The sequence below is a fragment of the Collinsella sp. OM07-12 genome (assembly GCF_003438275.1).
In the GTDB taxonomy this organism is placed as follows: domain Bacteria; phylum Actinomycetota; class Coriobacteriia; order Coriobacteriales; family Coriobacteriaceae; genus Collinsella.
The window spans coordinates 12,901-36,911 of the sequence record NZ_QSTQ01000025.1; the positions used below are offsets into that span (position 1 = coordinate 12,901).

Sequence of the window (24,011 nt, forward strand, 5' to 3'; positions counted from 1 at the left end):
GAGAATCATCATGGCAGATACCGCCACTACCGGCGTTGCGGCCGCCGCACAGACAAATGAGCCGCTTATCCGCGTCGAGGGCCTGCGCAAGAGCTTCGGCTCACTCGAGGTGCTCAAGGGCATCGACCTGTCCGTTAATCCCGGCGAGGTCGTCACCATCATCGGCGCCTCGGGTTCGGGTAAGTCGACCTTCCTGCGCTGCTTCAACCTGCTCGAGACCCCGGACGCGGGCCATATCTGGTTCCATGGCCAGGACCTCACGGCCGAGCGCTGCAACATCAACAAGCTTCGCGAGGACATCGGCATGGTGTTCCAGGGCTTTAACCTTTTCAACAACATGGATGTGCTCGACAACTGCACGCTCGCGCCCGTCACGCTCAAAAAGATGAGCAAGACCGAGGCCGAGAAAGTCGCGATGGAGCATCTGGCGAGCGTGGGGCTCGAAAAGTTCGCGCACGCCGCCGTGGGCCGCCTGTCCGGTGGTCAAAAACAGCGCGTGGCCATCGCCCGTGCCCTGTGCATGAATCCGCAGATCATGCTGTTCGACGAGCCGACCTCCGCACTCGACCCCGAGATCGTGGGAGAGGTGCTCGAGGTCATGCGCAAGCTCGCTGCCGACGGCATGACCATGGTCGTCGTCACGCACGAGATGGCCTTTGCCCGCACGGTGTCCGACCGCGTGGTCTTTATGGACCAGGGCGTGGTGCTCGAGGATGCGGCACCGGCCGAGCTCTTCGGCAACCCCAAACACCAGCGCACCCGCGAGTTCCTCTCGCGCTATCTTGAGGACAAATAACCGATCGCAAACGCTTATGTGGCAGGGCCGCTCCGGTGGGGCGGCCCTCGTCATCACAATCGAAAGGATGTCATGGCCGAGGTTTGGCGCTTCTTTGCGCATGAGGATGATTTTGCCGATTTGGACGAAGCTGGCGCGAGCGAGCGCTTGGGTCGCGTGCTGTCGTTTCCGACCATCTCGAGCATGGATGCCGAGGCGGTGGACTGACAGCCCTTCGACGACCTGCGCGCCTATATGCAGCAGGCCTGGCCGCGCGTGTTTGCGGCGGGCGAGGTCGAGCTCATCGGCCATTCGCTGTTGGTGACGCTTGCCGGCTCCGACCCCGCTCTCAAGCCCGTTATGTTCATGGGCCACATGGACGTGGTCCCCGTGGTGCCGGGTACCGAGGCCGACTGGACGCACGCCCCCTTTAGCGGGCACGTGGACGATACCTACATCTGGGGTCGCGGCGCTGTCGACATGAAGGACCAGGTCGCAGGCATTCTCGAGGCGGTTGAGTATGCGCTGGCGCACGGCTGGGAGCACGAGCGCACGCTGCTCCTGGCCTTTGGCCAGGACGAGGAAACTACGCAGTGCGGCGCGGGGGCGATCGGTCGCGTGCTCGAGGAGCGCGGCATTGAGCTTGAGTACCTGATCGATGAGGGCGATTACCGCATCGCTCCGGCTGCCGAGTACAGCGCGGGCGAGGGTTGGCTCATGCACGCCGACCTGGCTGAGAAAGGTTATGCCGACATTGTTCTCAAGACAAAGAGCGCGGGTGGGCATTCTTCCAACCCCTACGGCGGCACGTCACTCGAGGTGCTGAGCCGCGCCATCGCCGCAATTTGCGATATCGAATGGCCGACGCGTGTGACCGACTTGCTTGCCGCCCAGCTCGTCGAGTTGGGGCTCTACACGGCCGATGAAATTGCCGCCAACAAGGACGCCATCGTGCGCGAGTGCCTCGCCAGCAAGAAGCTCTATCCGCTCGTGACCACCACTTGTGCACCGACCCAAATTGAGGGCGGTAGCACCGGTGCTAACGTGATGCCGCAGGATATGTGGGCAAACATTAACTTCCGCATGCTCGAGGGCACGTGCGTGGCCGATGTCGTTGCCCGTTGCCGCGACGCCGTTGCCACGGCGGGTCTTGCCGAGCGCGTGGAGGTCGAACTTGGCCCCGGCAGCTCCGAGCCCTCGCCGTCCCCGCGCATCGGTGGTCCCGGCCTCGAGGCGGTTCGCTCCATCGCCGCCCGCTATTTCCGTGATCCAAAGGGGACGGAGGAAAACGGATCATTCGAGCCAGTGGCAATTGTGCCCTCGACCGTGATTGGCGCGACCGACGCTGCCAACTACCAGCGCATTTGCCCTGAGTGCATTCGCTTCTCGGCCTTTGTGGTCGACGATGACGAGTGCGACCGCGGCGTCCACGGCACCAACGAGCGCATCACCCACCGAGCCTACCTCCAGGGCATCCGTTTTCTCATCTCCCTGCTCCAAACGCTCTAGAATTCGACAAAGCGACAGTCCCTTTGTTAGCCGTTGGACGTTCTTAAACGACTAGTCGTAAAGGAACGTCCCCAACGGCTTCGTCCGCTCATTCCGTGCGGGTTATATGCAGGTTTGCCTGCGCACGCTATCATGTATGGGTTAGACCGCAACTATGTACCCCATACGCGAAGGGATGCGCATGTATCTGAAGATCGACATGTTCTAGCCGGGTTTACCCCCGCAGCGGCGCCCCGCGTCCCATCAATTCTGCCGATTTTCACCTTCACGCATATAAAGGAGTCCCGCCATGCGCGACAAGCTCGAAAAGATTATCAAGGCCTACGAGGAGCTCGAGAAGAAGCTCTCCGACCCGGCCGTCGCCTCCGATATTAAGGAGTTCACGCGTCTCAACAAGGAGTACGCGCACCAGTCCGACCTCATCGCCGCCTCGCGCGAGTACATCGGTGCGCTCGATGACATCGAGGCCGCCAAGGAGATGCTCCGCGACACGACCGACGCGGACGAGAAGGAGATGCTCCAGATGGACATCTCCGAGAACGAGGAGAAGCTTCCCCAGCTCGAGGAAGACATCAAGTACATGCTCATCCCGAGCGACCCCAACGACGACAAGAACACCATCGTCGAAATCCGCTCCGCCGCCGGTGGCGACGAGGCCGCCATCTTCGCCGGCGACCTGTACAAGATGTACCAGCGCTTTTGCGAGTCGCGCGGCTGGAAGACCACCGTGCTCGACTCTAGTCCCAGCGAGGCCGGCGGCTTTAAGTCCATTGAGTTCAAGGTCGAGGGCGACCGCGTCTACTCCGTCATGAAGTTCGAATCCGGCGTGCACCGCGTCCAGCGCGTTCCCAAGACCGAGTCCCAGGGCCGTATCCAGACCTCCACGGCGACCGTCGCCGTGCTTCCCGAGGCCGAGGAGATCGACGTTCAGATCAACCAGTCCGACCTGCGCATCGACACCTACTGCGCCTCCGGCCCTGGCGGTCAGTGCGTTAACACTACCTACTCCGCCGTGCGCATCACCCACCTGCCCACCAACACCGTGGTGCAGTCGCAGGAGCAGCGTTCCCAGATCCAGAACCGCGAGGTCTGCATGCAGATGCTACGTGCCCGTCTGTACGAGATGGAGCTCGAGAAGCAGCAGGCAGAGCTCGGTGCCGAGCGCCAGAGCCAGATCGGCCACGGCAACCGTTCCGAGAAGATCCGTACCTACAACCAGCCCCAGGACCGCGTGACCGATCACCGCATCGGTTTCAACTCCACCTACAACGGCGTCCTTCTGGGCGATCAACTCGGCACCGTCATCGAGGCGCTCGCCGCCGCCGAGCGAGCCGAGAAGCTGGCACAAGCTGTGTAGGTTCCGCCGTTCTACCGAACGGCGGACCAGCCGACGCTGCGCGCCGCCCAGGGCGACAATTTGTCATTCAAAAGGCAAGGCATGACCAGAAGGTCTATGCCTTGCCTTTTTCATGCCAACTTGTTCGCCCTGGACGTCGCTCGCTGTCCGTCCTCTACCTGCAGCGTTGCCTTGCTCCGGATGCGGTATGCTCAACCTGCGGGGTTTCCAAGGTAGTCATTGGGGACGTTCTTAAATGACTAGTCAAAAGGGACATTCTTGCGGCACCTGGCAGTTGGGGACGCTCCTTTTGTGCCGGCAGTTGGGGACTGTCCCTAAAGGCCGGCAGATGGGGACGGTCCTTCGCGGCTGGCTGCGAAGGACCGTCCCCGATAGCTAGTCGTTTAAGAACGTCCCCAATGACTGGGTTGGGCACATTGCTTTGAGATGTTATTCAATCGGCTTTGATGGCCATTAAGCCAGCTACCTGCTCAAAGAAATTGCGGCGTTCATCTGTTATTGAAAATATTGCTCAAAAAATCGTCCAAGAAGCTTCAGTGCATTTTTTGATGCGTCGCGCGTCAAGTGATTTGGCAAGTTCTTGGTTAGATATTGGTCAGTTTTGGGGCAACCTTGCCAAAATCTTGACGGATGCAGATTTAGACGTCGACGAATGAACACTTCGGGCAGGTTCCAAGTAAAAATCTGGGCTGATTGTCGATAATCGCCTTCAATCGTCCCTTGCCAAACGCTTGCCTCGCGTACAATCTGCTCCGACATTCGCGCGCCGCCCGGCGCTTAAGAGGGGAGGGCCCCATGGCAAACGAGATCTGGACCATCAAGCGTTGTCTTGAGTGGACCAAGGAGTACCTAGCCGAGCGTGGCGAGGAGCACCCCCGTCTTTCTGCTGAGTGGCTGCTGTGCGCTGCCACGGGTTTGGCACGCATCGACTTATATATGCGCATGGACGAGATGCTTAACGCGGCCCAGCTCGAGACCATGCACGCGGCCGTTGTCCGCCGCGCTAAGGGCGAGCCGCTGCAATACATCACGGGCAGCACGCAGTTTCGCATGATCGACGTCGCGTGCGCCCCCGGTGTGCTCATTCCGCGCCCCGAGACCGAGATGCTCGTCGAGGAAGTCCTCAATTATCTGGATGCCGAGGTGCTGAGCCCCGAGGCTGCTGCCCGTCAGCGTGTTGAGCTGCCTTGGAACGATGAGGTCGAGCAGGCCCGCAAAGCCGAGGCCGCGTTGGCAGACGAACGCGCGACCGCCGAGCGCCGTGCCGCTAACCTTACGGCTGCCGATGAGGCGGCGCTAGGCAGCGACGTGCTGGGTAGCCGTGCCTATGCCGAGGAACTGGCCGACCGCGAGGCCGAGGAAGCCGCCGCGCAGGCAGCGGAAGCCGAGACTGCGGAAGCTGCTGAGCCCGAGCTCGACGAATACGGCATCGCCATCGAGGGTGCCGACCAGGAGACGGCTTCAGCTCAGGATGCCGCCGCGCCTGCCCCAGCCGAGCCCCGCACTGCTCGCGTTCTCGAGGTCGGCTGCGGCACGGGCTGCATCTCGCTCTCCCTTGCTTGGGAGCGCCGCGGCCACGTTACCTGCAACGCTACCGATATCGAGCCGCGTGCCATTGATCTGGCCACCAAAAACCGCGACGCGCTCGGCCTCACGGCAGATGAGGTTGCCTTCAGCCTCACCAACCTGGTGAGCTCCATTCCCCACGACGAGTGGGGCACCTTCGACGTGCTCGTCTCCAACCCGCCTTACATCCCGACCGACGTTATGCGCTCGCTGCCGCACGAGGTCAAGGACTTCGAGCCCGATTTAGCGCTCGAGGGCGGTGCCGATGGCCTGGACATTTTCCGCCGCCTGCTCAATGCGGCACCCTATATGCTGCGTGCCGGCGGACTCTTTGCCTGCGAGCTCTACGAGGGTGCCCTCGACGCCGCCGCCGAACTCTGCCGCCAGGCGGGCCTTTCGGATGTGCGCGTCGTCCGCGATCTCACCGATCGCCCCCGCATCGTTCGGGCCATCGTCACCGAGCCCAAACAGCGCCAGTAATATTTATTAACTGGTTAGCAAAAATTATAAAGTAGTTTATAATTAGGACGGCAGAAAGAGGTCGGCCCATGCAACCTCCTACCTTTCGGGAAATCATTGCCCTACTCAAGCACGATGGATTCGTGAAGGTCGCGCAAGTCGGTAGTGATGCTAAGTATGTTTCTGGTGGCCGTGTTGTCGCCGTGAACGGCTTCTGGTGGTGATCGACCAAAGAAGGGCACGTGGGCAAGTATTCGTCGCCAAGCTGGATGGTAGTTGGAGGCAAAATGAGGCATCGATTTACCTATGATTGCGTTCTCATAAAAGAAGACGACGGTTACTGTGCCAGCTTCCCGCAGATTCCCGGCGCCTTTGCCGATGGCGATACGCGCGAAGAAGCGATTGCCCATGCCACCGAGGCGCTGATGGCGTTTTTAGCCGACGACCTCAACAACGGTTTGACTCCGGCAGGGTACGAACGCTCGGCCGAGGTCGTGGCCCTTTCAGTCGAAATCGACCACGAGGACGCTCGGGAAGCGGCGTGCCGAACATTTAAAGACGCAGCGCTGGACCTCAAAGTCTCCGCTCCGCGGATCACCGCGCTGGTCAAAGCCGGAAAGCTCGATGTTGAACTCGTCGACGGCCGTCGGATGATAACGATAGACAGCATCGAGCGCTACGCCGCCCAAGAACGCCACGCCGGCAGGCCAAAGAAGTTCGTCGCAGTCCAATAACCCCCTCACTTTCACCGACTACTAGAGCCGCTCACCAAACCAACATGCGCTCTGGACAAATAGGTTGAACGTTTCGTGCGAGAATGCCCCACAGTAAACAAACTTGCACCAGAGCGTAAGGGGCTGGCATACACATGCAGACGGTCTATCGGGTATACGAGGGAGCGCGCGAGCCGCATCGGCTTGCCGTCGAGCGCACTGCCGAGGTGCTCGGCCGCGGCGGCCTGGCCTTGATCCCGACCGAGACTGTCTACGGTGTCGCCGTGGCAGTTAAAGCCTTCTCCGATGCCGTCCCCCAAGATACAAGCGAGTTCCCGTCGTGGTCATACGACCCGCAAGCCACCGTCAATGGCGCCGCGGTCCCTGCGCTCGGTACCGGCTACCGCCGCATCTTCACTCTCAAGCAACGTGAACTCACGCAAACCGTCGCTTGGCTGGTCGATGGCGTCGAAGCGCTCGACCGCTATGGCGTGGATATCCCGGAAGATGCCCGCGTACTCGCGCGACGATGCTGGCCGGGAGCCCTGACTATCGTGATTAAGGCAGCCCCCTGCGTGCCGACCTTTATGCGCGCTGCCGACGACACCGTGGCCCTGCGCGCTTCGGCCTCTCCCGTGGTCCAGGCGCTCATCCGCGCCTGCGGCAGTCCCCTTGCCTGCACGAGCGCCAATACGCACGGCGCGCCCTCGCCGGCAAGCTTTGCCGCCGTCGAGGGTCGCATCCTGGAGGGGGTCGATGTTGCCGTCGACGCCGGTGAGACCCCGTGTCGCGACGCCTCGACCATCGTGTCGTTCCAGCACGGCGGGCTCCAGATCCTGCGCCAAGGCGCACTTCCCGCATCAGAGATCGAACGGGTCCTGTCCGACCCGATGCAATAGAAAGGTGTAAGCGATGTCGTTGAATCTGGGCAGCCTGGGCATGGAAGATGCTTCGTTTAACTTTGGCGGTTCCTACATCATGGCGCTCGACTGCGGCACCACCTCGGTACTTGCGACCATCGTCGACGAGTACGGATGCATCGTCGCGCAGGCGCGTCGCAGCGTCAAAACCAGTTTTCCGCGTCCCGGTTGGGTAGAGCAAGACCCCATGGCGGTCCTCGCCAGTCAAATCGCCGTCATGATGGAAGTCCAGTTTAAGAGCGGTATCCACTCCGACCGCATTGCCGCCATCGGCATCTCCAACCAGCGCGAGACCACGGTGGTCTGGGACCGCGTGAGCGGTCAGCCGATCTATAACGCCATCGTATGGCAGTGCCGCCGTACCGCGCCGGCAATCGACGCGTTGGTTGAACAGGGTTGCGAGGAGTTGGTGCGCTCCCGCACGGGACTCACGCTCGACCCTTATTTCTCGGCCTCCAAGGTGCAGTGGATTCTCGACAACGTCGACGGCGCACGCGAGAGCGCGGCGGCGGGCGACCTCATGTTTGGCACCATCGACACCTGGCTCATCTACAACCTCACCGGCGGCCAGATCTTTGCCACCGACTACACCAATGCCAGCCGCACGGCGCTCTTTAATATCCATACGCTCGATTGGGACGACGACCTGCTGGCGCTCTTTGACGTTCCACGTTCCATGATGCCCGAGGTTCGCTGGAGCTCGGGCGACTACGGCCGCGTCGCGAGCGACATCATGACCAACACGCCGCCCATCATGGGCGTGGCGGGCGACCAGCAGGCGTCGCTGTTCGGTCACTGCTGTTTCCGTCCCGGCCAGACCAAAAACACCTATGGCACGGGTTGCTTTATGCTCATGAACACCGGCGACGAGATCGTCGAATCCAAGAACGGCCTGGTCTCCACCATCGGTATCGCTGCGAACGGGAAGATCAGCTATGCACTCGAGGGCTCCATCTTCGCTGCCGGCTCCACCATGAACTGGCTTCGCAACAACATGGGCATCATCTCGAGCGTGAGCGAGTCGGCACAACTCGCCGCTTCGATTAACGACAACGAGGGCTGCTACTTCGTTCCCGCCTTTGCGGGTTTGGGTGCTCCCTGGTGGGACCCGCATGCCCGCGGTATCGTGTGCGGTCTGACCGGCGCCTCGAGCCGTGCGACCATCGTACGTGCCGCCTGCGAATCCATGGCATATCAGAGCTACGACGTGCTGCGCGCCATGGAGCAGGACGTGGGGCTTTCGATCGAGTGCCTGTCTGTCGATGGCGGTGCCTCGCGCAACGAGTTCATCATGCAATTCCAGGCCGACCTGCTGGATATCCCCGTGCTGCAATGCGAGACGGTGGAGACCACGGCAATCGGTGCCGCGTACTTGGCGGGTCTTGCCGTCGGCTATTGGGAAGACCTAGAAGAGCTGGAGCAAAATGCCCAGATCGTTAGGACCTTCCTTCCCCACATGTCTGCCGAGCGCCGCGAGCAAAACCTTGCGGGCTGGCGTGATGCAGTCAAGCGCTCGCTCAGTACCGCACAGTAGGGCTGCGATGAGCTGCTCGATACAATAAACCGCTAAACTAATGCATGGCGTTCGGCGGCAACATTGCTGCGCGCCTTGTCAGCAAGGCCGTTTTGCGGCCGCAACGAAAGGGGCAATCAACCCATGACCGTCACCTACGACGCGTCCCGTGTGACGCTTGTCGATCACCCGCTCGTCCAGCACAAGCTGTCGATCCTGCGCGACAAAAACACCGGCACCAACCAGTTCCGCCAGCTCGTGCGCGAACTCGCGCTTTTTGACGGCTACGAGGCCATGCGCGACCTGCCTATGGAAGACGTCGAGGTCGAGACCCCCATCACTACCGCCACGTTCAAACAACTCGCCGGCAAGAAACTCGCCATCGTGCCCATCCTGCGTGCGGGCCTTGGCATGGTCGACGGCATCCTCGACCTGGTGCCCTCCGCTCGCGTGGGCCACATCGGCATGGAGCGCGACGAGGTTACCCACGAGCCGCACGAGTATTACTGCAAGATGCCCAAGGATATCGACCAGCGCACCTGCCTGGTCGTCGACCCCATGCTCGCCACGGGCGGTTCGGCCGAGATGGCCATCAGCTACCTGCGCGAGCGCGGTGTCAAGGACATCCGCATGCTGTGCATCGTCGCCGCGCCCGAGGGTCTCAAGTCGCTGACCGAAAAGGACTCCGGCGTACATATTTATACGTGCGCCATCGACGATCATCTCAACGAGGCAGCCTACATCGTTCCCGGCCTGGGCGACGCCGGCGACCGCATCTACGGCACGCTCTAGTCGTCGGGCCTTGTCGGCTACGGTCACAAATACGAAGAAATGGTGCGCGCGGGCGAGCAAAAGACGTCCACGCGCACTCCTGTTAACGGACGTTTAGCCCAGAGGGGTTCGAGAAAAACGTATTACCTACCTGCGACATAAAGAAGGTCTTAAGAAAACGAACAGGTGAGTATTAACCGATGCTTTTTCGGTTGTACTTTAGCGATTGGCTCGTAAAATAGTCACCAATGTTTGGCGGGAACTGTTCTGGGAAGCGTTAAAGAAGGAAAGTGAGGACGCCAGTGTTTCAGATAGCCGATCTGCTCGCTATCGTTGCAGGCGTCATCGCGGGCGCGGTCGCCTTTCTTCCCTTTGTTTTTACGCTCAAGCCGGTTCTTGACGATAAGCAGAATGCGGACATGCTCAAGGGCATGGTGAGTCTGGCGGTCTCGGCAATCGCCCTGCTCGTCTTTACCTTGGTTGTGTTTGTGTTGTTCGGAGAGGCATTTCGCATGTTCCTCCTGGGCGAGGCGATCGGCTTCGTGGCCTTTATGGCCGCCTGCACGGTTCGCGTCGCCAAGGCGCTGCGAGATCCTCATGAGGTCGAAAGGTAAGTCGTGGAAATTTTTGAAAAGCTGCCTGATGAGATTAATCATCTGGTTAGCGAGTTCAGCTCCACCCCCGTCGTGGGCAATCTGAGCTGCGGCATCACGCAGTACTCGTTTTGGCTGATCGTCTCCACGATCGTGCTCCTGATCGTCCTGGCCGTGTTCAAGAAGAAGCAGACCCTAGTTCCCAAGGGCTTCTTCGTCAACGGTTTCGAGTACATCATCGAGTACGTCGAGAACGATATCGGCAAGGGCGTCGTGGGTGAGAACTGGAAGAAGCACTTCCCGTTCCTGTGCTCGCTTTTCCTGTTCATTCTGATCAATAACATGATCGGCCTGATCCCGGGAATGAAGCCCGGCACCGGCGCAATCGGCTCCACCGCCGCGCTCGCCATCTTCGCCTTCGTGTACTTCATCTACTACGGATGCAAGGCTCACGGCGTGATCGGCTACATCAAGAGCCTCGCCCCGCAGGGCGTGAGCTTCCCGATGAACGTGCTTGTGTGGGTCGTCGAGCTTTTCTCGACCTTCCTGCGCCTCATCACACTCGCCGTCCGTCTGTTCTGCAACATGTTCGCAGGACACGTGGTCATGGGCTCGTTCGCCATCATGGCGAGCATGTTCATGCAGCCGCTGCTTCAGCAGGTTTCCGCGGCCCACGCCGTCGGTGCCCTGCCTTCGCTGGCCTGGCTTGCTATCCTCATCCTGATCTATGCGATCGAGCTTGTGGTCGGCGCCATCCAGGCTTACGTCTTCACAGTCCTTACCGCCGTGTATGTCTCTGAGGCAGAGGAGGTCGCGGAGGAGGAGTAGTCTTCCGTTCGCGTCTTAAAGGTAAGGCAATTCGTTAAACCGCCGGTGCCCGTACCCATGGAGCCCGGCAGTTATAAAAAGGTTATCCTGCGTGAAATAAGACACGCACGACAAAGGAGGAATCGTGGGAGTTATCGGTTACGGTCTCGGTGTTATCGGCGCTGGTCTTGCTATCGGCCTGTCTGCTCTGGGTGCTACGGGTGCTATGGCCCGTCAGCCTGAGGTCCAGGGCCGCGTGTTCACCGTCTTCATCATGGGCTCCGCCTTCGGCGAGGCTCTGGCTCTGATCGGCTTCGTTGTCGCGCTGATCGTTAAATAGCACGGAGCGTCAAGTATGAATCTTTCATCCCAGAAGAGCGCGATCGCACTCTCCGCGTCCGCGGCCGCGCTGCTCATGCCGGTTTCCGCGTTCGCCGAGGACGGCGCTGCCGGTGCGGACATCCTCATCCCTAAGATGGCGGAGTTCATCCCGGCGCTTATCGCCTTCCTGATTATCTGGATCGTGCTGGCCAAGGTCGCCCTGCCGGGCATCATGAAAACCATGGAGGAGCGCGGCAAGAAGATCGAGGAGAGCCTCGACGAGGCCGAGAAGACCAAGCAGGAGGCTATCGCCAAGCGTGCTGAGTCCGACTCGATCGTCACCGACGCCCGTCGTCAGGCTGCCGACATCGTTCTCGAGGCCCGTAAGGACGCCGAGTCCGAGCGCGCCCGTATCATCGAGGCTGCTCACAAGGAGGCAGAGGAGATCATCGCCAAGGCCCATACGACTGTCGAGGACGAGCGCAAGTCCATCTACGCCGGTGCCGCGAGCTCCATCGCCGACCTGTCCGTTGCCGTCGCCACCAAGATCGTGGGCGAGGCACTCGAGGACGAGGCCGAGCAGAAGAAGCTCATCGAGCGCTACATCCAGGAAGCAGGTAGCCTGAATGCCGACTAGCCGCTATCAGGACAAGGTGCTCGAGACCTATGCGCGCTCCCTTCTGGAAGCCGCCAAGGCCGAGAACCATGTGTTCGAGGACCTCGAGATGATCGAGCGCTTGGCTTCTGCCAGCCCCGAGATCATCGCCGTGCTCGACACCATGTCCAAGCGCGACCAGCTCGACCTTCTTCCCAAGGTGGCAGCTGCCTTTAAGTATGTTGCCGAGGAAGACGAGGATGTAGTGGGCGTGACCGTCACCACGGCGATCCCGCTCGACGACGAGCTGCGTCAAACCATCACTAAGAAATGCGAGCAGGACTTCGGCCGCAAGGTATTCCTTATCGAGCAGGTCGACCCGTCTATCGTGGGCGGCCTGGTGCTCGAGGCCCGCGGCGAGCGTCGTGACATTTCCGTCAAGACGCAGCTGCGCATCGCGCAGGAGACCCTCGCAAACTCTGCTAATTCGTACGGAGGTGAAGCCTAATGTCCGAAACCCTCAATGCCCAGGATATCGCCAAGAAACTGCAGGAGCAGCTCACGAGTCTCTCCGCGACGGTCGATACGCATGAGGTTTCAACGGTCGACGAGGTAGGCGACGGCATCGCGCGCGTCTCCGGCCTCAAGAGCGCCATGGCAGGCGAGCTTCTGGAGTTCAAGAGCTCCGATACCGGTGAGACCGTCTTCGGCCTTGCCCAAAACCTTGACCGTGACGAGGTCGGCGCCGTTCTGTTTGGTGCCGTCGACTCCATCAAGGAAGGCGACGAGTGCCGCACCACTGGCCGCATTATGGATATCCCTGTGAGCCGTGCTATGCTTGGCCGCGTCGTCAATCCGCTCGGCCAGCCTATCGACGGCCTGGGTGACATCGTCGCCACGCACCGTCGTCCCATCGAGTTCAAGGCCCCCGGTGTCATCGACCGTACCCCGGTGTGCGAGCCGGTTCAGACCGGCCTGTTGGCTATCGACTCCATGGTGCCTATCGGCCGTGGTCAGCGTGAGCTCATCATCGGCGACCGAAAGACCGGTAAGACCGCCATTGCCATCGACGCTATCCTCAATCAGAGCGGCAAGGGCATGGTCTGCATCTATGTCGCCATCGGCCAGAAGGCCTCCACGGTTGCCAACATCCGCGAGACCCTCGCTCAGCACGGTGCGCTCGACTACACCATCATCGTTTCGGCCACCGCTGCCGATTCCGCCCCTATGCAGTACATCGCGCCTATGGCCGGTGCCGCTATCGGCGAATTCTTTATGTACAACGGCGAGGATGGTAAGCCCGCCAACGAGACCAACCCCGGCGGTCACGTGCTCGTCATCTACGACGACCTGTCCAAGCAGGCTGTGGCCTACCGTCAGATGTCGCTGACGCTGCATCGTCCGCCCGGACGCGAGGCCTATCCTGGCGACATCTTCTACCTGCACTCTCGTCTGCTCGAGCGTGCCGTCAAGATGTCCAAGAAGAACGGTTACGGCTCCATGACGGCCCTGCCGATCATCGAGACCCAGGACGGCGATGTCTCGGCCTACATTCCGACCAACGTCATTTCCATTACCGATGGTCAGATCTACCTGCAGTCCGAGCTCTTCTTCCAGGGTCAGCGCCCGGCAGTCGACGTGGGCATTTCCGTGTCCCGCGTTGGTGGCGACGCGCAGACCAAGGCCATGAAGCAGGTCGCCGGCAACCTCCGTCTGGACCTCGCTTCGTATCAGGAGCTCGCCGGCTTTACGCAGTTCGGCTCCGACCTTGACGAGGCTACTCAGAAGCAGCTGACCCATGGTGCCCGCATGACCGAGCTCCTGAAGCAGCCGCGTTATAAACCATTTGAGGTTGGCGAGCAGATCGTTGCGCTGTTCGCTGGCAACGAGGGCTTCCTGGACGACCTGGAGATCGCCGACGTGCTGCCTTTCCGTGCCGAGCTCATCGAGTACATGGACAATGGCTTTGGCTTACTGCTCGACAAGGTTCGCGCCAAGAAGATCGATGATGACACCAAGGCTGAGCTCTTGCGCGTCATCGGCGACTTTAAGCAGCAGTTCATGGCCAAGCACCATTCGGATGTTTCTGGATCAGAGGAGAACTAAGCCCTATGGCCAACCTTCGCGACATTAAGAAGCGAATCTCCTCGGTTACCACGACCAAGCAGATCACGCGCACGATGGAGATGGTCTCTACGGCCAAGATCCGTCGTGCCCTCGATCGCTCCAAGCAGGCCGAGCCCTATAAGGAGGCGCTGACCGACGTCATGTTGACGGTCGCCGGCGACGCCTCCTGTTCGGGCACCGATCCCATGCTGCAGAAGCATGAGAGCGTCAAGCATGGCCTGATTGTCGTCATTGCCTCGGACCGCGGCCTTGCCGGCGGTTTCAATACGACAGTGGAGCGTACGGCCGAAAAGCTCGCCGCTTCTTGGGCGAACGACGGCATCGAGTGCGAGATCATCGCGTGCGGGCGCAAGCCGGCCACGTATTTTCGCGACCGCGCAAACGTCATCATGCACTTTGAGGGCAACTCCTCTGAGCCCGATTTCAATCAGGCCCGCATGATCTCCTCTCATATCTGCGATGCGTATCGTGCCGGTGAGCTTGACCGTGTCGAGCTTGTCTACCACCACGCAAAGAACCGCGTGGATCAGGAGCTTCGCGTCGAGCATCTGTTGCCGCTCGACCCCGAGATGATCGCTATGGCCCACGGTCCGCGTAAGAACGAGACCGACGCCCCTAAGCGCATCTCGTCCACGTTCGAGTTCGTGCCCTCTCCCGAGCATGTTCTCGGCAAGCTTGTACCGTCGTATATCCTGACGGTCATCTACCAGGCCCTGATCGATTCGGCGGCTGCCGAGCAGGGTGCACGCCGCAAGGCCATGCACTCCGCGACGGAAAACGCCACCGCGATCATCTCGACCCTTACCCGCACGTATAGTCGCGTGCGCCAGGCTTCGATCACGACCGAGATTAACGAGATCGTCGGCGGAGCCTCAGCATTGGAGGAACAGTAATGGCTAATAACACCGTAAAGCTTGCGGTCGAGGAAGCCACCAAGAAGACGACTGCCGGTGATGGTCGCATCGTGCGTATCATCGGCCCTGTCGTCGACGTCAAGTTTGACGGCGCGGTGCCCCCGATCTACAACGCGCTCACGGTCGAGGCCGAGACCCCGATCGGTCATCTGAGCACGATCCTCGAGGTCGAGAGCCAGCTTCCGGGCGGCGTCGTCCGCACGGTCGCCATGTCCTCGACCGACGGCCTGCAGCGCGGCCTCATCGCCACCGATACCGGTGAGCCCATGAAGATGCCCGTTGGTCCCAAGACGCTCGGCCGCATTTGGAACGTCATGGGCAAGCCCGTCGACGGCAAGCCCATGCCCGAGGTGGAGGAGTTCTACCCCATCCACCATGCAGCGCCCCGCTTTGACGAGCTCACCACCAAGACCGAGATCTTCGAGACCGGCATCAAGGCCGTCGACCTGCTTGAGCCCTACATCCGTGGCGGCAAGACGGGCCTGTTCGGCGGCGCCGGCGTTGGCAAGACCGTTCTGATTCAGGAGCTCATCAACAACCTCGCCCAGGAGCACGGCGGCACCTCGGTGTTCACCGGCGTCGGCGAGCGTACCCGCGAGGGCACCGACCTGTTCCTCGAGATGAGCGAGTCTGGCGTTATCGACAAGACCTGCTTGGTCTATGGTCAGATGAACGAGCCGCCCGGAGCGCGTCTGCGCATCGGTCTGGCCGGCCTTACCACCGCTGAGTATTTCCGTGATCGTGGCCAGGACGTTCTGCTGTTCATCGACAACATCTTCCGCTTCTCCCAGGCAGGTTCCGAGGTTTCCGCACTGCTGGGCCGTATGCCGTCCGCCGTTGGTTACCAGCCCACGCTGGCAACCGAGATGGGCGACCTCCAGGAGCGCATTACCTCGACCAAGACGGGCTCCATTACCTCCGTCCAGGCTGTCTACGTCCCCGCAGACGACCTGACCGACCCGGCGCCTGCCACGACGTTTACGCACCTCGACGCCACCACGGTTCTTTCGCGTAGCATTTCGTCGCTCGGCCTGTTCCCGGCTATCGACCCGCTCGCATCTTCCTCCGACGCTCTCGATCCCTCGATCGTCGGCGAGGAGCACTACCGTGTCGCCGTCAAGGTCCAGGAGCTCCTGCAGGAGTACTCCGACCTTCAGGACATCATCGCCATTCTGGGTATGGACGAGCTGTCCGAGGAGCAGCGCCTTACGGTCAACCGCGCTCGTAAGATTCAGCAGTTCCTCTCGCAGTCCTTCCACGTCGCTGAGAAGTTCACCGGCAACCCCGGTGTCTACGTCCGCGTCGAGGATACCGTCCGCTCCTTCGCCGAGATTGTCGACGGCAAGGCCGATGACCTGCCCGAGCAGGCTTTCCGCTATGCTTCCACGATTGAGGACGTGCGCGAGCGCGCCCGCAAGATGGGGGAGAAGTAGGTTATGCGTATCCGCATCGTGTGCCCCGTGAGCTGCGCCTATGAGGGCGACGCTGCGTTTGTGTCGATTCCGTCCACGGATGGCGAGTTTGGCGTTCTGCCTGCTCACTCCAGCGAGATCTGCACGATCGACCGCGGTTACGTTCGCGTTTCCGATAAGGCCATGGGCACTGTCGACCACACGTTTGCCGTGGCCGGCGGCTATGCCCAGGTTGCGGACGATGTCGTGACCGTTCTCGCCGAGCGCGCTTGCGATCTGGCGACCGTCGATGCCGACAAGCTTAAAGCTGATATTCAAGGTTTTGAAGAGAAGCTGGGTAATTTGTCGGAGGATGATGCACGCCGCGCCTACCTCTATAATGAAATCGCATGGTGTAAGCTCAAGCTTGCCCAATAGTCAAACGATTTAACGTTCGACCATTTGCGAACACATCATGCCCGGGATGGCCCAGCCACCCCGGGCATGCTTTTTGAAAGGGTAGACCTTGGATATTATCCGCGTTGAGGGTGGCCATGCCATCGGAGGCTCCGTGCCCGTTTCGGGTGCCAAGAACTCCGCGCTCAAACTCATGGCGGCAACGCTTCTGGCGCCGGGCAAGACGACGCTGCAGAACGTGCCCGATATTTCCGATGTCCACGTGATGGGCAAGGTGCTCAAGGGCATGGGCGCTACGATCGATGTTCTCGACGAGCACACGCTCGAGATCGATACCTCTCAGGCCGATTCTTGGGAGGCCCCCTACGAGCTCGTTGCCAAGATGCGTGCTTCCACCGCCGTCATGGGACCCCTGCTGGGTCGCTTCCATCGCGCCAAGATCGCCATGCCGGGCGGCTGCAACCTGGGTGCTCGCAAGATCGATATGCACATTCTGGGTCTTGAGGCCCTGGGCGTAGAGTTTGATACCGCCCACGGCTACATCAACGCCAGCGCGCCTCAGGGCCTGCGCGGCACCACCGTCACGCTCGAGTTTGCCAGTGTCGGTGCGACCGAGAACCTCATCATGGCCTCTGTGCGCGCACAGGGCACCACGGTTATCGACAATGCCGCCCGCGAGCCCGAGATCGTCGATCTCGCCAACATGCTCAACGAAATGGGCGCCAAGATTGTCGGCGCCGGTACGCCTGTCGTGACCATCGAGGGCGTGGAAGAGCTCCATCCCGTTACCCATCGCGTGGTGGGCGACCGCATCGAGGCCGGCACCTTTATCGTCGCCGGTGCGCTGATGGCTGACGATCGCGGTGTCGACGTCACGGGTTTTTGCCCCATCCATCTGGGCATGGTGCTCAAGAAGATGGAGCTCATGGGCATCGATTGCGAGCGTACCGACGACGGCGTTCACGTGAATCGCGCCGAGCGCATCAAGCCGGTCGACATCCAGACGCTTCCGTTCCCCGGCTTCCCGACCGACATGCAGGCACAAATTATGGTGCTCTCCGCCCTCGCCGATGGCAGTTCCGTTATTACCGAGAACATCTTCGAGAATCGCTTTATGTTTGCCTCTGAGCTGGTGCGCATGGGTGCCGACATTCGTATCGAGAGCCATCATGCCATGATTCATGGCGTCAAGGGCTTCTCGGGTGCACAGGTCACCTCGCCCGACCTTCGTGGCGGCGCGGCGCTTGTGGTTGCCGGTCTTATCGCCGACGGCGTTACCGAGGTCTCTGCCATCCATCACATCAAACGTGGCTACGAGCAGTTTGTCGAAAAGCTGCAGGCGCTTGGCGCGCATGTCGAACATGCCACCGTCCCCGATCCCGTCATCTACTAATGCAGGTTGCCTATGTTTAACAAGAAGCCCCTGGCGGATAACACCCGAAGACCCTCGACTGGTGCGCAGGCCAAGATCTACAGCCGCGACAACGTCGCTCGCTATTCCGAGCGCGCCCGCCAGCGCCGTCGTAGCCACACGATTCGTCACGTCGCGCTCATTGTCGTGTTTGGCGTGCTGCTGAGCGCCACTACCGCTGCCGGCCTGTGGTTTGCCACCATTATGGGCAAGCTCGGCGATTCTAATGTCATTACCGACAATCTGCGTCGGGTTCTGGTTGACACCGATGAGGCAAAGGATCCGTTCTACGTGCTGCTTCTTGGCACCGACGGCCGTCCGGGCGAGGATACGTATCGTGCCGACTCGATTATCTTGGCACGCATCGACCCCACGCAAAAGCAGGCGACGCTCATTTCCGTTCCGCGCGATACCAGGGTCGTGTACAAGGGCGAGACCATGAAGATCAACGCCTGCCATACCGTTGGCGGCGCCGAAGCCATGGTCGAGGCGGTCAACGAGCTGTGCGGTGTTCAGATTTCCCACTATGCCGAGGTCAGCTTCGACGGTATGCAGGCGCTGATTGATTCGGTTGGCGGTATCGACATTAACGCAACCGATGATGTTGACGACCCCGAGCACCTGGATATTAAGATTACCGCTGGTCAGCAGCATATGGACGGAGCTACCGCCCTTACCTATGCCCGCTGCCGCTACATCTATGCCGACGGCGATTACACGCGCATGCGCCACCAGCGTCAGGTGCTTGGCGCCCTTGCCAACCAGATTCTCAATAACTTCGATGCCACGAAGATCTTTGGCCTGGTTAATTCGCTGTCCGATATGCTCGTAACCGATATGAGCGTTCAGGATATCGTGTCTACGGTCAACGCCATGCGCGGTATGGATGTCGACGGTATCTACTCGGCCAACCTGCCCTCGTACGCCGACGACAGCACCATGATCGACGGTGTGAGCTACGTCTTTGTCTACGAGGACGAGCTCAAGGAAATGATGGAGCGTGTCGATGCCGGCAAGGATCCCAAGGGTCCCAACACCATGGGTCTTTCCGACGGTTCCAGCTCTACGATTGGCGACCTGAACAACAATACGTCTGACGACTACGCAAACGGTACCGCAACCTCATCGGTCAGCTCTGACAATTCCGATGACTCAAGCGATTCGAGCGATTCGGACTACTACGAAGAGCCCACCGGCGACGGTAACGGCTACGAAGCCAACTACTAAGTTACGGCGTTTTACCAAACGCCGTAACGGCTCGACGCTGCGCGCCGCCCAAGGCGACAATTTGTCATTCAAAAGGCAGGGCATGACCAGAAGGTCAATGCCCTGCCTTTTTCATGCCAACTTGTTCGCCTTGGACGTCGCTCGCTGACGTTGGCTCAACCTGCGATGTTGACTACTCCCCTTGTATCAAAAACCGCCCCGTTCTCTCTAGAGGACGGGGCGATTCGTCTTTTGGGCTTATGCGGCCAGGCTTATGCGAAACGGGCGACGAGCTCCTGCAGGACGTCGGTCATCTTGACGAGCGAACTGACCGGGACAAACTCGTTGACGCCGTGGTAGCAATAGCCGCCGGTGGAAAGGTTGGGGCAGGGCAGACCGCGGAACGACAGCTGCGCGCCGTCGGTGCCGCCGCGAATCGGCAGCACTTGGGGCTCAACGCCGCAGGCAAGGTAGGCTTCCTTGGCAACATCAATAAGCTCGGGATAGTCACGAACGATCTCGGCCATATTTCGATACTGCTGCTTAATCTCGACCGTCACGCGCTCCTCACCCAGGCGCTGGTTGAGCATCGAGGCGGCGGCATCAATAAGGTCGAGTTTCTGCTGGAACTTGGCGGCGTCATGGTCGCGGACGATATAGCGCGCTGTGGCGTGATCGACGGTTGCAGATACACCCTCAAGGTGATAAAAGCCCTCGTAGCCTTCCGTATACTCCGGGCGCTGCATGTAGGGGAGCAACGCGTTGAAGTCGCAGAACAGATTGCCTGCGTTGACCATACGGCCCTTGGCGTCGCCCGGGTGGATGGACTGGCCCTCAAAGCGGACGGTCGCCTCGGCGGCGTTAAAGCACTCCCACTCCAGCTCGCCGATGGGGCCACCGTCGACCGTGTAGGCGTACTTGCAGCCAAAGGTATCGATATCCAACAGCTCGGCTCCGTGGCCGATCTCCTCGTCAGGGCAGAAGCAAATGCCGAGTGCGGGATGGGGCAGAGAAGGGTCCTGAGCGATACGCGCGACAAGCGACATGATCTCGGCGACGCCTGCCTTGTCGTCCGCGCCCAGCAGCGTGGTGCCATCGCTGCAGACCAGGTCCTCACCCGCGAGGTCGTTCAGGGCGGGAAGCTTGGCGGTACTCATGGCAACGGACTTACCGTCAACCGTGCCGCAGACCAGGTCGCCGCCTTCGTAGTGCACGATGTGCGGCTTCACGCCGGCGCCCGGTGCAACTTCGGTGGTGTCGAGATGGGCGATCAGGCCCAGGGCGGGCTTGTCCTCAGCGCCCACACTTGCGGGGATATGCGCGCAGACATAGGCGTGCTCGGTCACGTGGGCATCTTCCGCACCAAGCTCGCGCAGCTCTTCAGCCAGCATGTTGGCAAGGTCAAACTGAACGGCGCTCGAGGGTACCTGGTCGCAGTTTGCATCCTCGGACTGCGTGTTGATCTGGACGTAGCGCAAAAAGCGCTCGAGGACATCGGGGCTCGTGGTGGTGTTTTCCATAAAGACCGCTCCAATCTTGGTCGTCGTGTGCAACAAGAACTCTAGCACGGTATGCCACGGCATACCACGACGCTTGGATGGGGTAGAATCAGCCATTGAATGCAGAAGGGACGGAAGATCATGGATACGACAAATAGCTCGCGCGAACTACATCTGACGGTGGCGAACGAAGACTACTTGGAGTGCATGGTTCGCATTGAAAGCGAAGAGGGGGAAACCAACGGCGTGCGATCGGTCGACATCGCGCAGCGCCTTGGCGTCTCCAAGGCATCGGTCAATAAAGCGGTTTCGGCGCTCAAGGCATCCGAGCTTGTCGAGCAATCGCACTACGGCAAGGTGATCCTGACCGATCGCGGCCGCGAGGTTGGCACGGCTATCTGGTACCGTCATCGCCTCATCCGCACGTTTTTGGTTCAGGAGCTCGGTGTCGAATTTGAGCGAGCCGATTCCGAGGCCTGCATGATGGAGCATGCGCTATCCGAGGACACGATGAGCCGCTGGCTCGCCTATCTCGAAAAGCAGGGAATCAGCGTCGAGGAATAGCGGGATATATATGGATACGAGTTATTACAACCGCTTTGGTGCCGAGGAACTTACGCGCCGCTTGTCGAGCGAGACCTTGTTGGCGCAGGGCCCCATGGGCAGTGTTCTGTTGAGTGAGTACGATGCCGCCGACATTCCACCGGCGTTTTGGAATCTGGCAGAGCCGCAGACCGTTTCTCGTATCCATCGCTTGTATGTCGCCGCCGGCGCGCAGGTGCTCATTACCAACACCTTTCAGGCATCGAGCTATGCCCTCAAGCATGACCAGATTGCGCCGTCCGTGACGGAGGTCAATCGCGGGGCCGTCGACGATGCCCGCCAGGCGCACCCTCAGCTGCTGCTGGGCTCGATGGGCCCGATCGGTATTGAGTGGTTTGCCGAGGACTCTGCCGAGTATCGTGAAATCCGAGGCATTGCGCGCGAACAGGCGCACGCCTTGCTCAACGCCGGCGTTGACGGTCTGCTGATCGAGACGGTGACGTCTATCCGTAATTTGCAGCCCATGCTTGCCGGCGCCCGAGATGCCGCCGATGGCATGCCTGTTCTGGTGAGTTTTGTCGTTGACGATAAAGGCGACCTGTTGGGCGATGGCCTCAACATCGAGGCAGCCGTTTTGTACGCCGAAAAACACGGCGCAAACTCGGTTGGTGTTAATTGCTGTTCGCTTGCGGCCGCGAACGCGGCGGTGCCCAGGATGGTTGCATCGGCGACTACTCCCGTCACGGTGCGTCCCAACGTAGGCGATCCGGTCCAGACTCAGGATGGCCCCGTATGGCACGAGAACCCCGAAGCTTTCGCGCGCGCATGCATCGAATGGAGACATGCCGGTGCCGCAATGGTGGGCAGTTGCTGTGGAACCACGGCAATCACTACGGCCGCGATGGCCGAGGCGCTCGATATATAAAGGGCAAAACCGCTCCATACGGGGCGGTTTTTTTGTTGCTTGCATGTCCTCGGCAGCATTTGCCCAAATGGTGAATGCTGGTGCCGGTAGGTTGCCGAGTGCATGTTGCGGGTATACCCCATGCGTACCATGATCCAAACACTGTGAGGTGTCTGCGCGTGTGCGCGATAATTCATTTTGGAACTGACGGTTGGCGCGCTCGCGTCGATGAGGACTTCACTGCCGATAACGTTGCCCGTATCGCCGATGCCGTCGGCGAGTTGTGGCAAAAGACCAATCCGGGCAAAACGGTATATATAGGGTTCGACACCCGGCCCCTGGCGAGCGAGTTCGCTGAACTTGCGGCGGGCGTGCTAGCAGCGCACGGGCTGGACGCCGTGCTCGCTTCGCGACCTGTTCCGACCCCTGCCCTTACGTGGGCGGCGGCTTATGACGGTGAGGCGTGCGGCGCGCTCATGGTGACGGGGTCCCATCATCCGCAGGGTTATCTGTGCCTCAAGATTCGCATGGGTGACGGCTCAACCGCCAACCAGGATGTCATCGAAGAGCTCGAAGAGACCATGGCTCCCGAGCCAATGGGGATCGAGGGGCAATATCGCACCGCGGATATCATTCCTGACTATATGCAGGCGGTGGCATCATTTGTCGATGCCGAAGCCATCCGCGCCGCGCACCTGCGCGTGGTTGTCGATCCCATGGGCGGCGCGGCCCAGGGCTATCTAGCCGACTTGCTGCGCGAGCTTGGCGTTGAGGTGCACGAGATTCACGCCGGGCAGGCGTCTGACCAAGAAGATATCTGCCCCGACCCCGTTGAACCGTGGGTGGACGCTTGCGAGCGCACGGTTATCGAGGACGGAGCTTGCGCTGGCCTGGTGACCGACGGCGACGCCGACCGTATCGGCGCGGTTGACGAGCGCGGCAGATATATACATCCGCATCAGATCATGGCGCTCGTTTTGGGCGACTTGGTTCAATTTCGTAATTTGGAGGGGCGCGTCGTCGTCAATCTTTCATGCTCGACGCTCGTGCGTCGCATTGCCGAGGCGCTTGGCTGCCGCGTGACCGTCAAACCAGTCGGTTTCAAATATATAGCGGCGGAGATGAAGAAGGGCGGCGTCCTCATGGGCGGCGAAGAAGCCGGTGGTATCGGCATCGCCGCGCATATGCCCGAGCGCGATGGAATCCTCGCCTGTCTGATTCTGTGTGAGCTTATGGCAAAGACGGACGCGCCTTTGGGCGTTCTGGTCGACCAACTCGAGGACAGTTTTGGTAAGACGAGTTACGGTCGACGCGATTTGCGCCTTGAGGCCGAAGATGCCGAAACGTTACGAACCCTGCTGCCGGGCGTAAACCCCAAGTCGATTTGTGGCAAGGTGCCGCAAAACGTTAGTCATATGGACGGCTTGCGTCTGTCATTTAAGGATGACACGTGGCTGCTGGTCCGTCCTAGCGGGACCGAACCAGTGGTGCGCGTCTACGCCGAGGGGTTCTCGGTGGAAGAACGTGATGAGTTGCTCGATGCTGGCTGTGCGTTAGCTAGGGGGACGTATCCGCTTTAACCATGAGACTGCCTTATATAAAGAGATGCTCGGCGAGCGGTAGGTAACGGCTGGCAAACGTTAGTCGGATCACAAGATATGTAGGAAATGTGTACGCCCAGATTCCCGCCCCCGGGGCCC

Annotated in this window: 25 protein-coding genes; 24 read left to right on the plus strand and 1 reads right to left on the minus strand. The window is 60.4% G+C overall.

Annotation, left to right across the window (positions count from 1 at the left end; genetic code table 11):
- Window positions 1-10: 10 nt before the first annotated feature.
- From DXB98_RS08820 to DXB98_RS08910, 21 genes are all read left to right on the plus strand, one after another.
- A complete protein-coding gene (locus tag DXB98_RS08820) occupies window positions 11-796 on the plus strand; it encodes an amino acid ABC transporter ATP-binding protein (RefSeq protein ID WP_117743854.1) in 786 nt (261 codons plus the stop codon).
- Window positions 797-868: 72 nt separating this feature from the next.
- Window positions 869-1,003, plus strand: a complete 135-nt coding sequence (locus DXB98_RS10530) for a hypothetical protein (RefSeq protein WP_255413333.1) — start codon at window positions 869-871, stop codon at window positions 1,001-1,003.
- Between the two features lie 27 nt (window positions 1,004-1,030).
- Window positions 1,031-2,284, plus strand: coding sequence for a M20/M25/M40 family metallo-hydrolase (locus DXB98_RS08825; protein ID WP_233505146.1), 1,254 nt, complete (start codon window positions 1,031-1,033; stop codon window positions 2,282-2,284).
- Window positions 2,285-2,573: 289 nt separating this feature from the next.
- A complete protein-coding gene (gene prfA, locus DXB98_RS08830) occupies window positions 2,574-3,641 on the plus strand; it encodes a peptide chain release factor 1 (protein ID WP_006235697.1) in 1,068 nt (355 codons plus the stop codon).
- 446 nt (window positions 3,642-4,087) lie between these two features.
- The gene (locus DXB98_RS10110) at window positions 4,088-4,297 is read left to right on the plus strand and encodes a hypothetical protein (RefSeq protein ID WP_158553187.1); all 210 of its coding nucleotides are present in this window, start codon (window positions 4,088-4,090) and stop codon (window positions 4,295-4,297) included.
- Window positions 4,298-4,436: 139 nt separating this feature from the next.
- Window positions 4,437-5,687 carry a HemK/PrmC family methyltransferase gene (locus tag DXB98_RS08835; RefSeq protein ID WP_117743855.1) on the plus strand — a complete coding sequence of 417 codons (1,251 nt, stop codon included), beginning with the start codon at window positions 4,437-4,439 and terminating at the stop codon, window positions 5,685-5,687.
- Window positions 5,688-5,908: 221 nt separating this feature from the next.
- On the plus strand, window positions 5,909-6,400 hold the full coding sequence (locus tag DXB98_RS08840) for a type II toxin-antitoxin system HicB family antitoxin (protein ID WP_117743856.1): 492 nt from the start codon (window positions 5,909-5,911) through the stop codon (window positions 6,398-6,400).
- A gap of 134 nt (window positions 6,401-6,534) precedes the next feature.
- A complete protein-coding gene (locus DXB98_RS08845; RefSeq protein ID WP_117743857.1) occupies window positions 6,535-7,278 on the plus strand; it encodes an L-threonylcarbamoyladenylate synthase in 744 nt (247 codons plus the stop codon).
- 13 nt (window positions 7,279-7,291) lie between these two features.
- Entirely contained in the window at window positions 7,292-8,833 is a 1,542-nt protein-coding gene (gene glpK / locus DXB98_RS08850) for a glycerol kinase GlpK (protein ID WP_117743858.1), read from the plus strand.
- A gap of 123 nt (window positions 8,834-8,956) precedes the next feature.
- Window positions 8,957-9,604, plus strand: coding sequence for a uracil phosphoribosyltransferase (upp, locus tag DXB98_RS08855; RefSeq protein ID WP_117734914.1), 648 nt, complete (start codon window positions 8,957-8,959; stop codon window positions 9,602-9,604).
- Window positions 9,605-9,885: 281 nt separating this feature from the next.
- Window positions 9,886-10,197: a hypothetical protein gene (locus tag DXB98_RS08860; RefSeq protein WP_117734915.1), complete on the plus strand. Its 312-nt coding sequence runs from the start codon at window positions 9,886-9,888 to the stop codon at window positions 10,195-10,197.
- Between the two features lie 3 nt (window positions 10,198-10,200).
- On the plus strand, window positions 10,201-11,004 hold the full coding sequence (gene atpB / locus DXB98_RS08865; protein ID WP_117743859.1) for a F0F1 ATP synthase subunit A: 804 nt from the start codon (window positions 10,201-10,203) through the stop codon (window positions 11,002-11,004).
- A gap of 124 nt (window positions 11,005-11,128) precedes the next feature.
- Complete coding sequence (locus DXB98_RS08870; RefSeq protein ID WP_022094262.1) at window positions 11,129-11,323, plus strand: ATP synthase subunit C; 195 nt, start codon at window positions 11,129-11,131, stop codon at window positions 11,321-11,323.
- 15 nt (window positions 11,324-11,338) lie between these two features.
- On the plus strand, window positions 11,339-11,941 hold the full coding sequence (gene atpF / locus DXB98_RS08875) for a F0F1 ATP synthase subunit B (protein WP_117635548.1): 603 nt from the start codon (window positions 11,339-11,341) through the stop codon (window positions 11,939-11,941).
- Complete coding sequence (locus DXB98_RS08880; RefSeq protein WP_006235713.1) at window positions 11,931-12,407, plus strand: FoF1 ATP synthase subunit delta; 477 nt, start codon at window positions 11,931-11,933, stop codon at window positions 12,405-12,407. The genes atpF and DXB98_RS08880 overlap by 11 nt, the downstream gene beginning before the upstream one ends.
- Entirely contained in the window at window positions 12,407-14,005 is a 1,599-nt protein-coding gene (atpA, locus tag DXB98_RS08885) for a F0F1 ATP synthase subunit alpha (RefSeq protein WP_117734916.1), read from the plus strand. The genes DXB98_RS08880 and atpA overlap by 1 nt, the downstream gene beginning before the upstream one ends.
- A 5-nt stretch (window positions 14,006-14,010) precedes the next feature.
- Window positions 14,011-14,919: an ATP synthase F1 subunit gamma gene (atpG, locus tag DXB98_RS08890; RefSeq protein ID WP_117743860.1), complete on the plus strand. Its 909-nt coding sequence runs from the start codon at window positions 14,011-14,013 to the stop codon at window positions 14,917-14,919.
- Complete coding sequence (atpD, locus tag DXB98_RS08895; protein ID WP_006235717.1) at window positions 14,919-16,373, plus strand: F0F1 ATP synthase subunit beta; 1,455 nt, start codon at window positions 14,919-14,921, stop codon at window positions 16,371-16,373. Before atpG ends, atpD begins: the two co-directional genes overlap by 1 nt.
- A gap of 3 nt (window positions 16,374-16,376) precedes the next feature.
- On the plus strand, window positions 16,377-16,769 hold the full coding sequence (gene atpC / locus DXB98_RS08900) for an ATP synthase F1 subunit epsilon (protein WP_006235718.1): 393 nt from the start codon (window positions 16,377-16,379) through the stop codon (window positions 16,767-16,769).
- 88 nt (window positions 16,770-16,857) lie between these two features.
- Window positions 16,858-18,141 carry a UDP-N-acetylglucosamine 1-carboxyvinyltransferase gene (murA, locus tag DXB98_RS08905; protein WP_117734918.1) on the plus strand — a complete coding sequence of 428 codons (1,284 nt, stop codon included), beginning with the start codon at window positions 16,858-16,860 and terminating at the stop codon, window positions 18,139-18,141.
- Window positions 18,142-18,153: 12 nt separating this feature from the next.
- Window positions 18,154-19,386 (plus strand): LCP family protein, encoded by a 1,233-nt coding sequence (locus DXB98_RS08910; RefSeq protein ID WP_117743861.1) that lies wholly within the window; start codon window positions 18,154-18,156, stop codon window positions 19,384-19,386.
- Between the two features lie 251 nt (window positions 19,387-19,637).
- On the opposite strand, the gene pepT is transcribed toward DXB98_RS08910, so the two are convergent.
- The gene (pepT, locus tag DXB98_RS08915) at window positions 19,638-20,885 is read right to left on the minus strand and encodes a peptidase T (protein ID WP_117743862.1); all 1,248 of its coding nucleotides are present in this window, start codon (window positions 20,883-20,885) and stop codon (window positions 19,638-19,640) included.
- Window positions 20,886-21,005: 120 nt separating this feature from the next.
- Between pepT and DXB98_RS08920 the strand changes: the two genes are divergently transcribed.
- The 3 genes from DXB98_RS08920 (at window position 21,006) to DXB98_RS08930 (ending at window position 23,891) form a co-directional block, all read left to right on the plus strand.
- Window positions 21,006-21,428: a metal-dependent transcriptional regulator gene (locus DXB98_RS08920; RefSeq protein ID WP_040359600.1), complete on the plus strand. Its 423-nt coding sequence runs from the start codon at window positions 21,006-21,008 to the stop codon at window positions 21,426-21,428.
- A 10-nt stretch (window positions 21,429-21,438) separates the two neighbouring features.
- Window positions 21,439-22,332, plus strand: a complete 894-nt coding sequence (locus DXB98_RS08925; protein WP_117743863.1) for a homocysteine S-methyltransferase family protein — start codon at window positions 21,439-21,441, stop codon at window positions 22,330-22,332.
- Between the two features lie 158 nt (window positions 22,333-22,490).
- Entirely contained in the window at window positions 22,491-23,891 is a 1,401-nt protein-coding gene (locus DXB98_RS08930) for a phosphoglucomutase/phosphomannomutase family protein (protein ID WP_117743864.1), read from the plus strand.
- The last annotated feature ends 120 nt before the right edge of the window (window positions 23,892-24,011 follow it).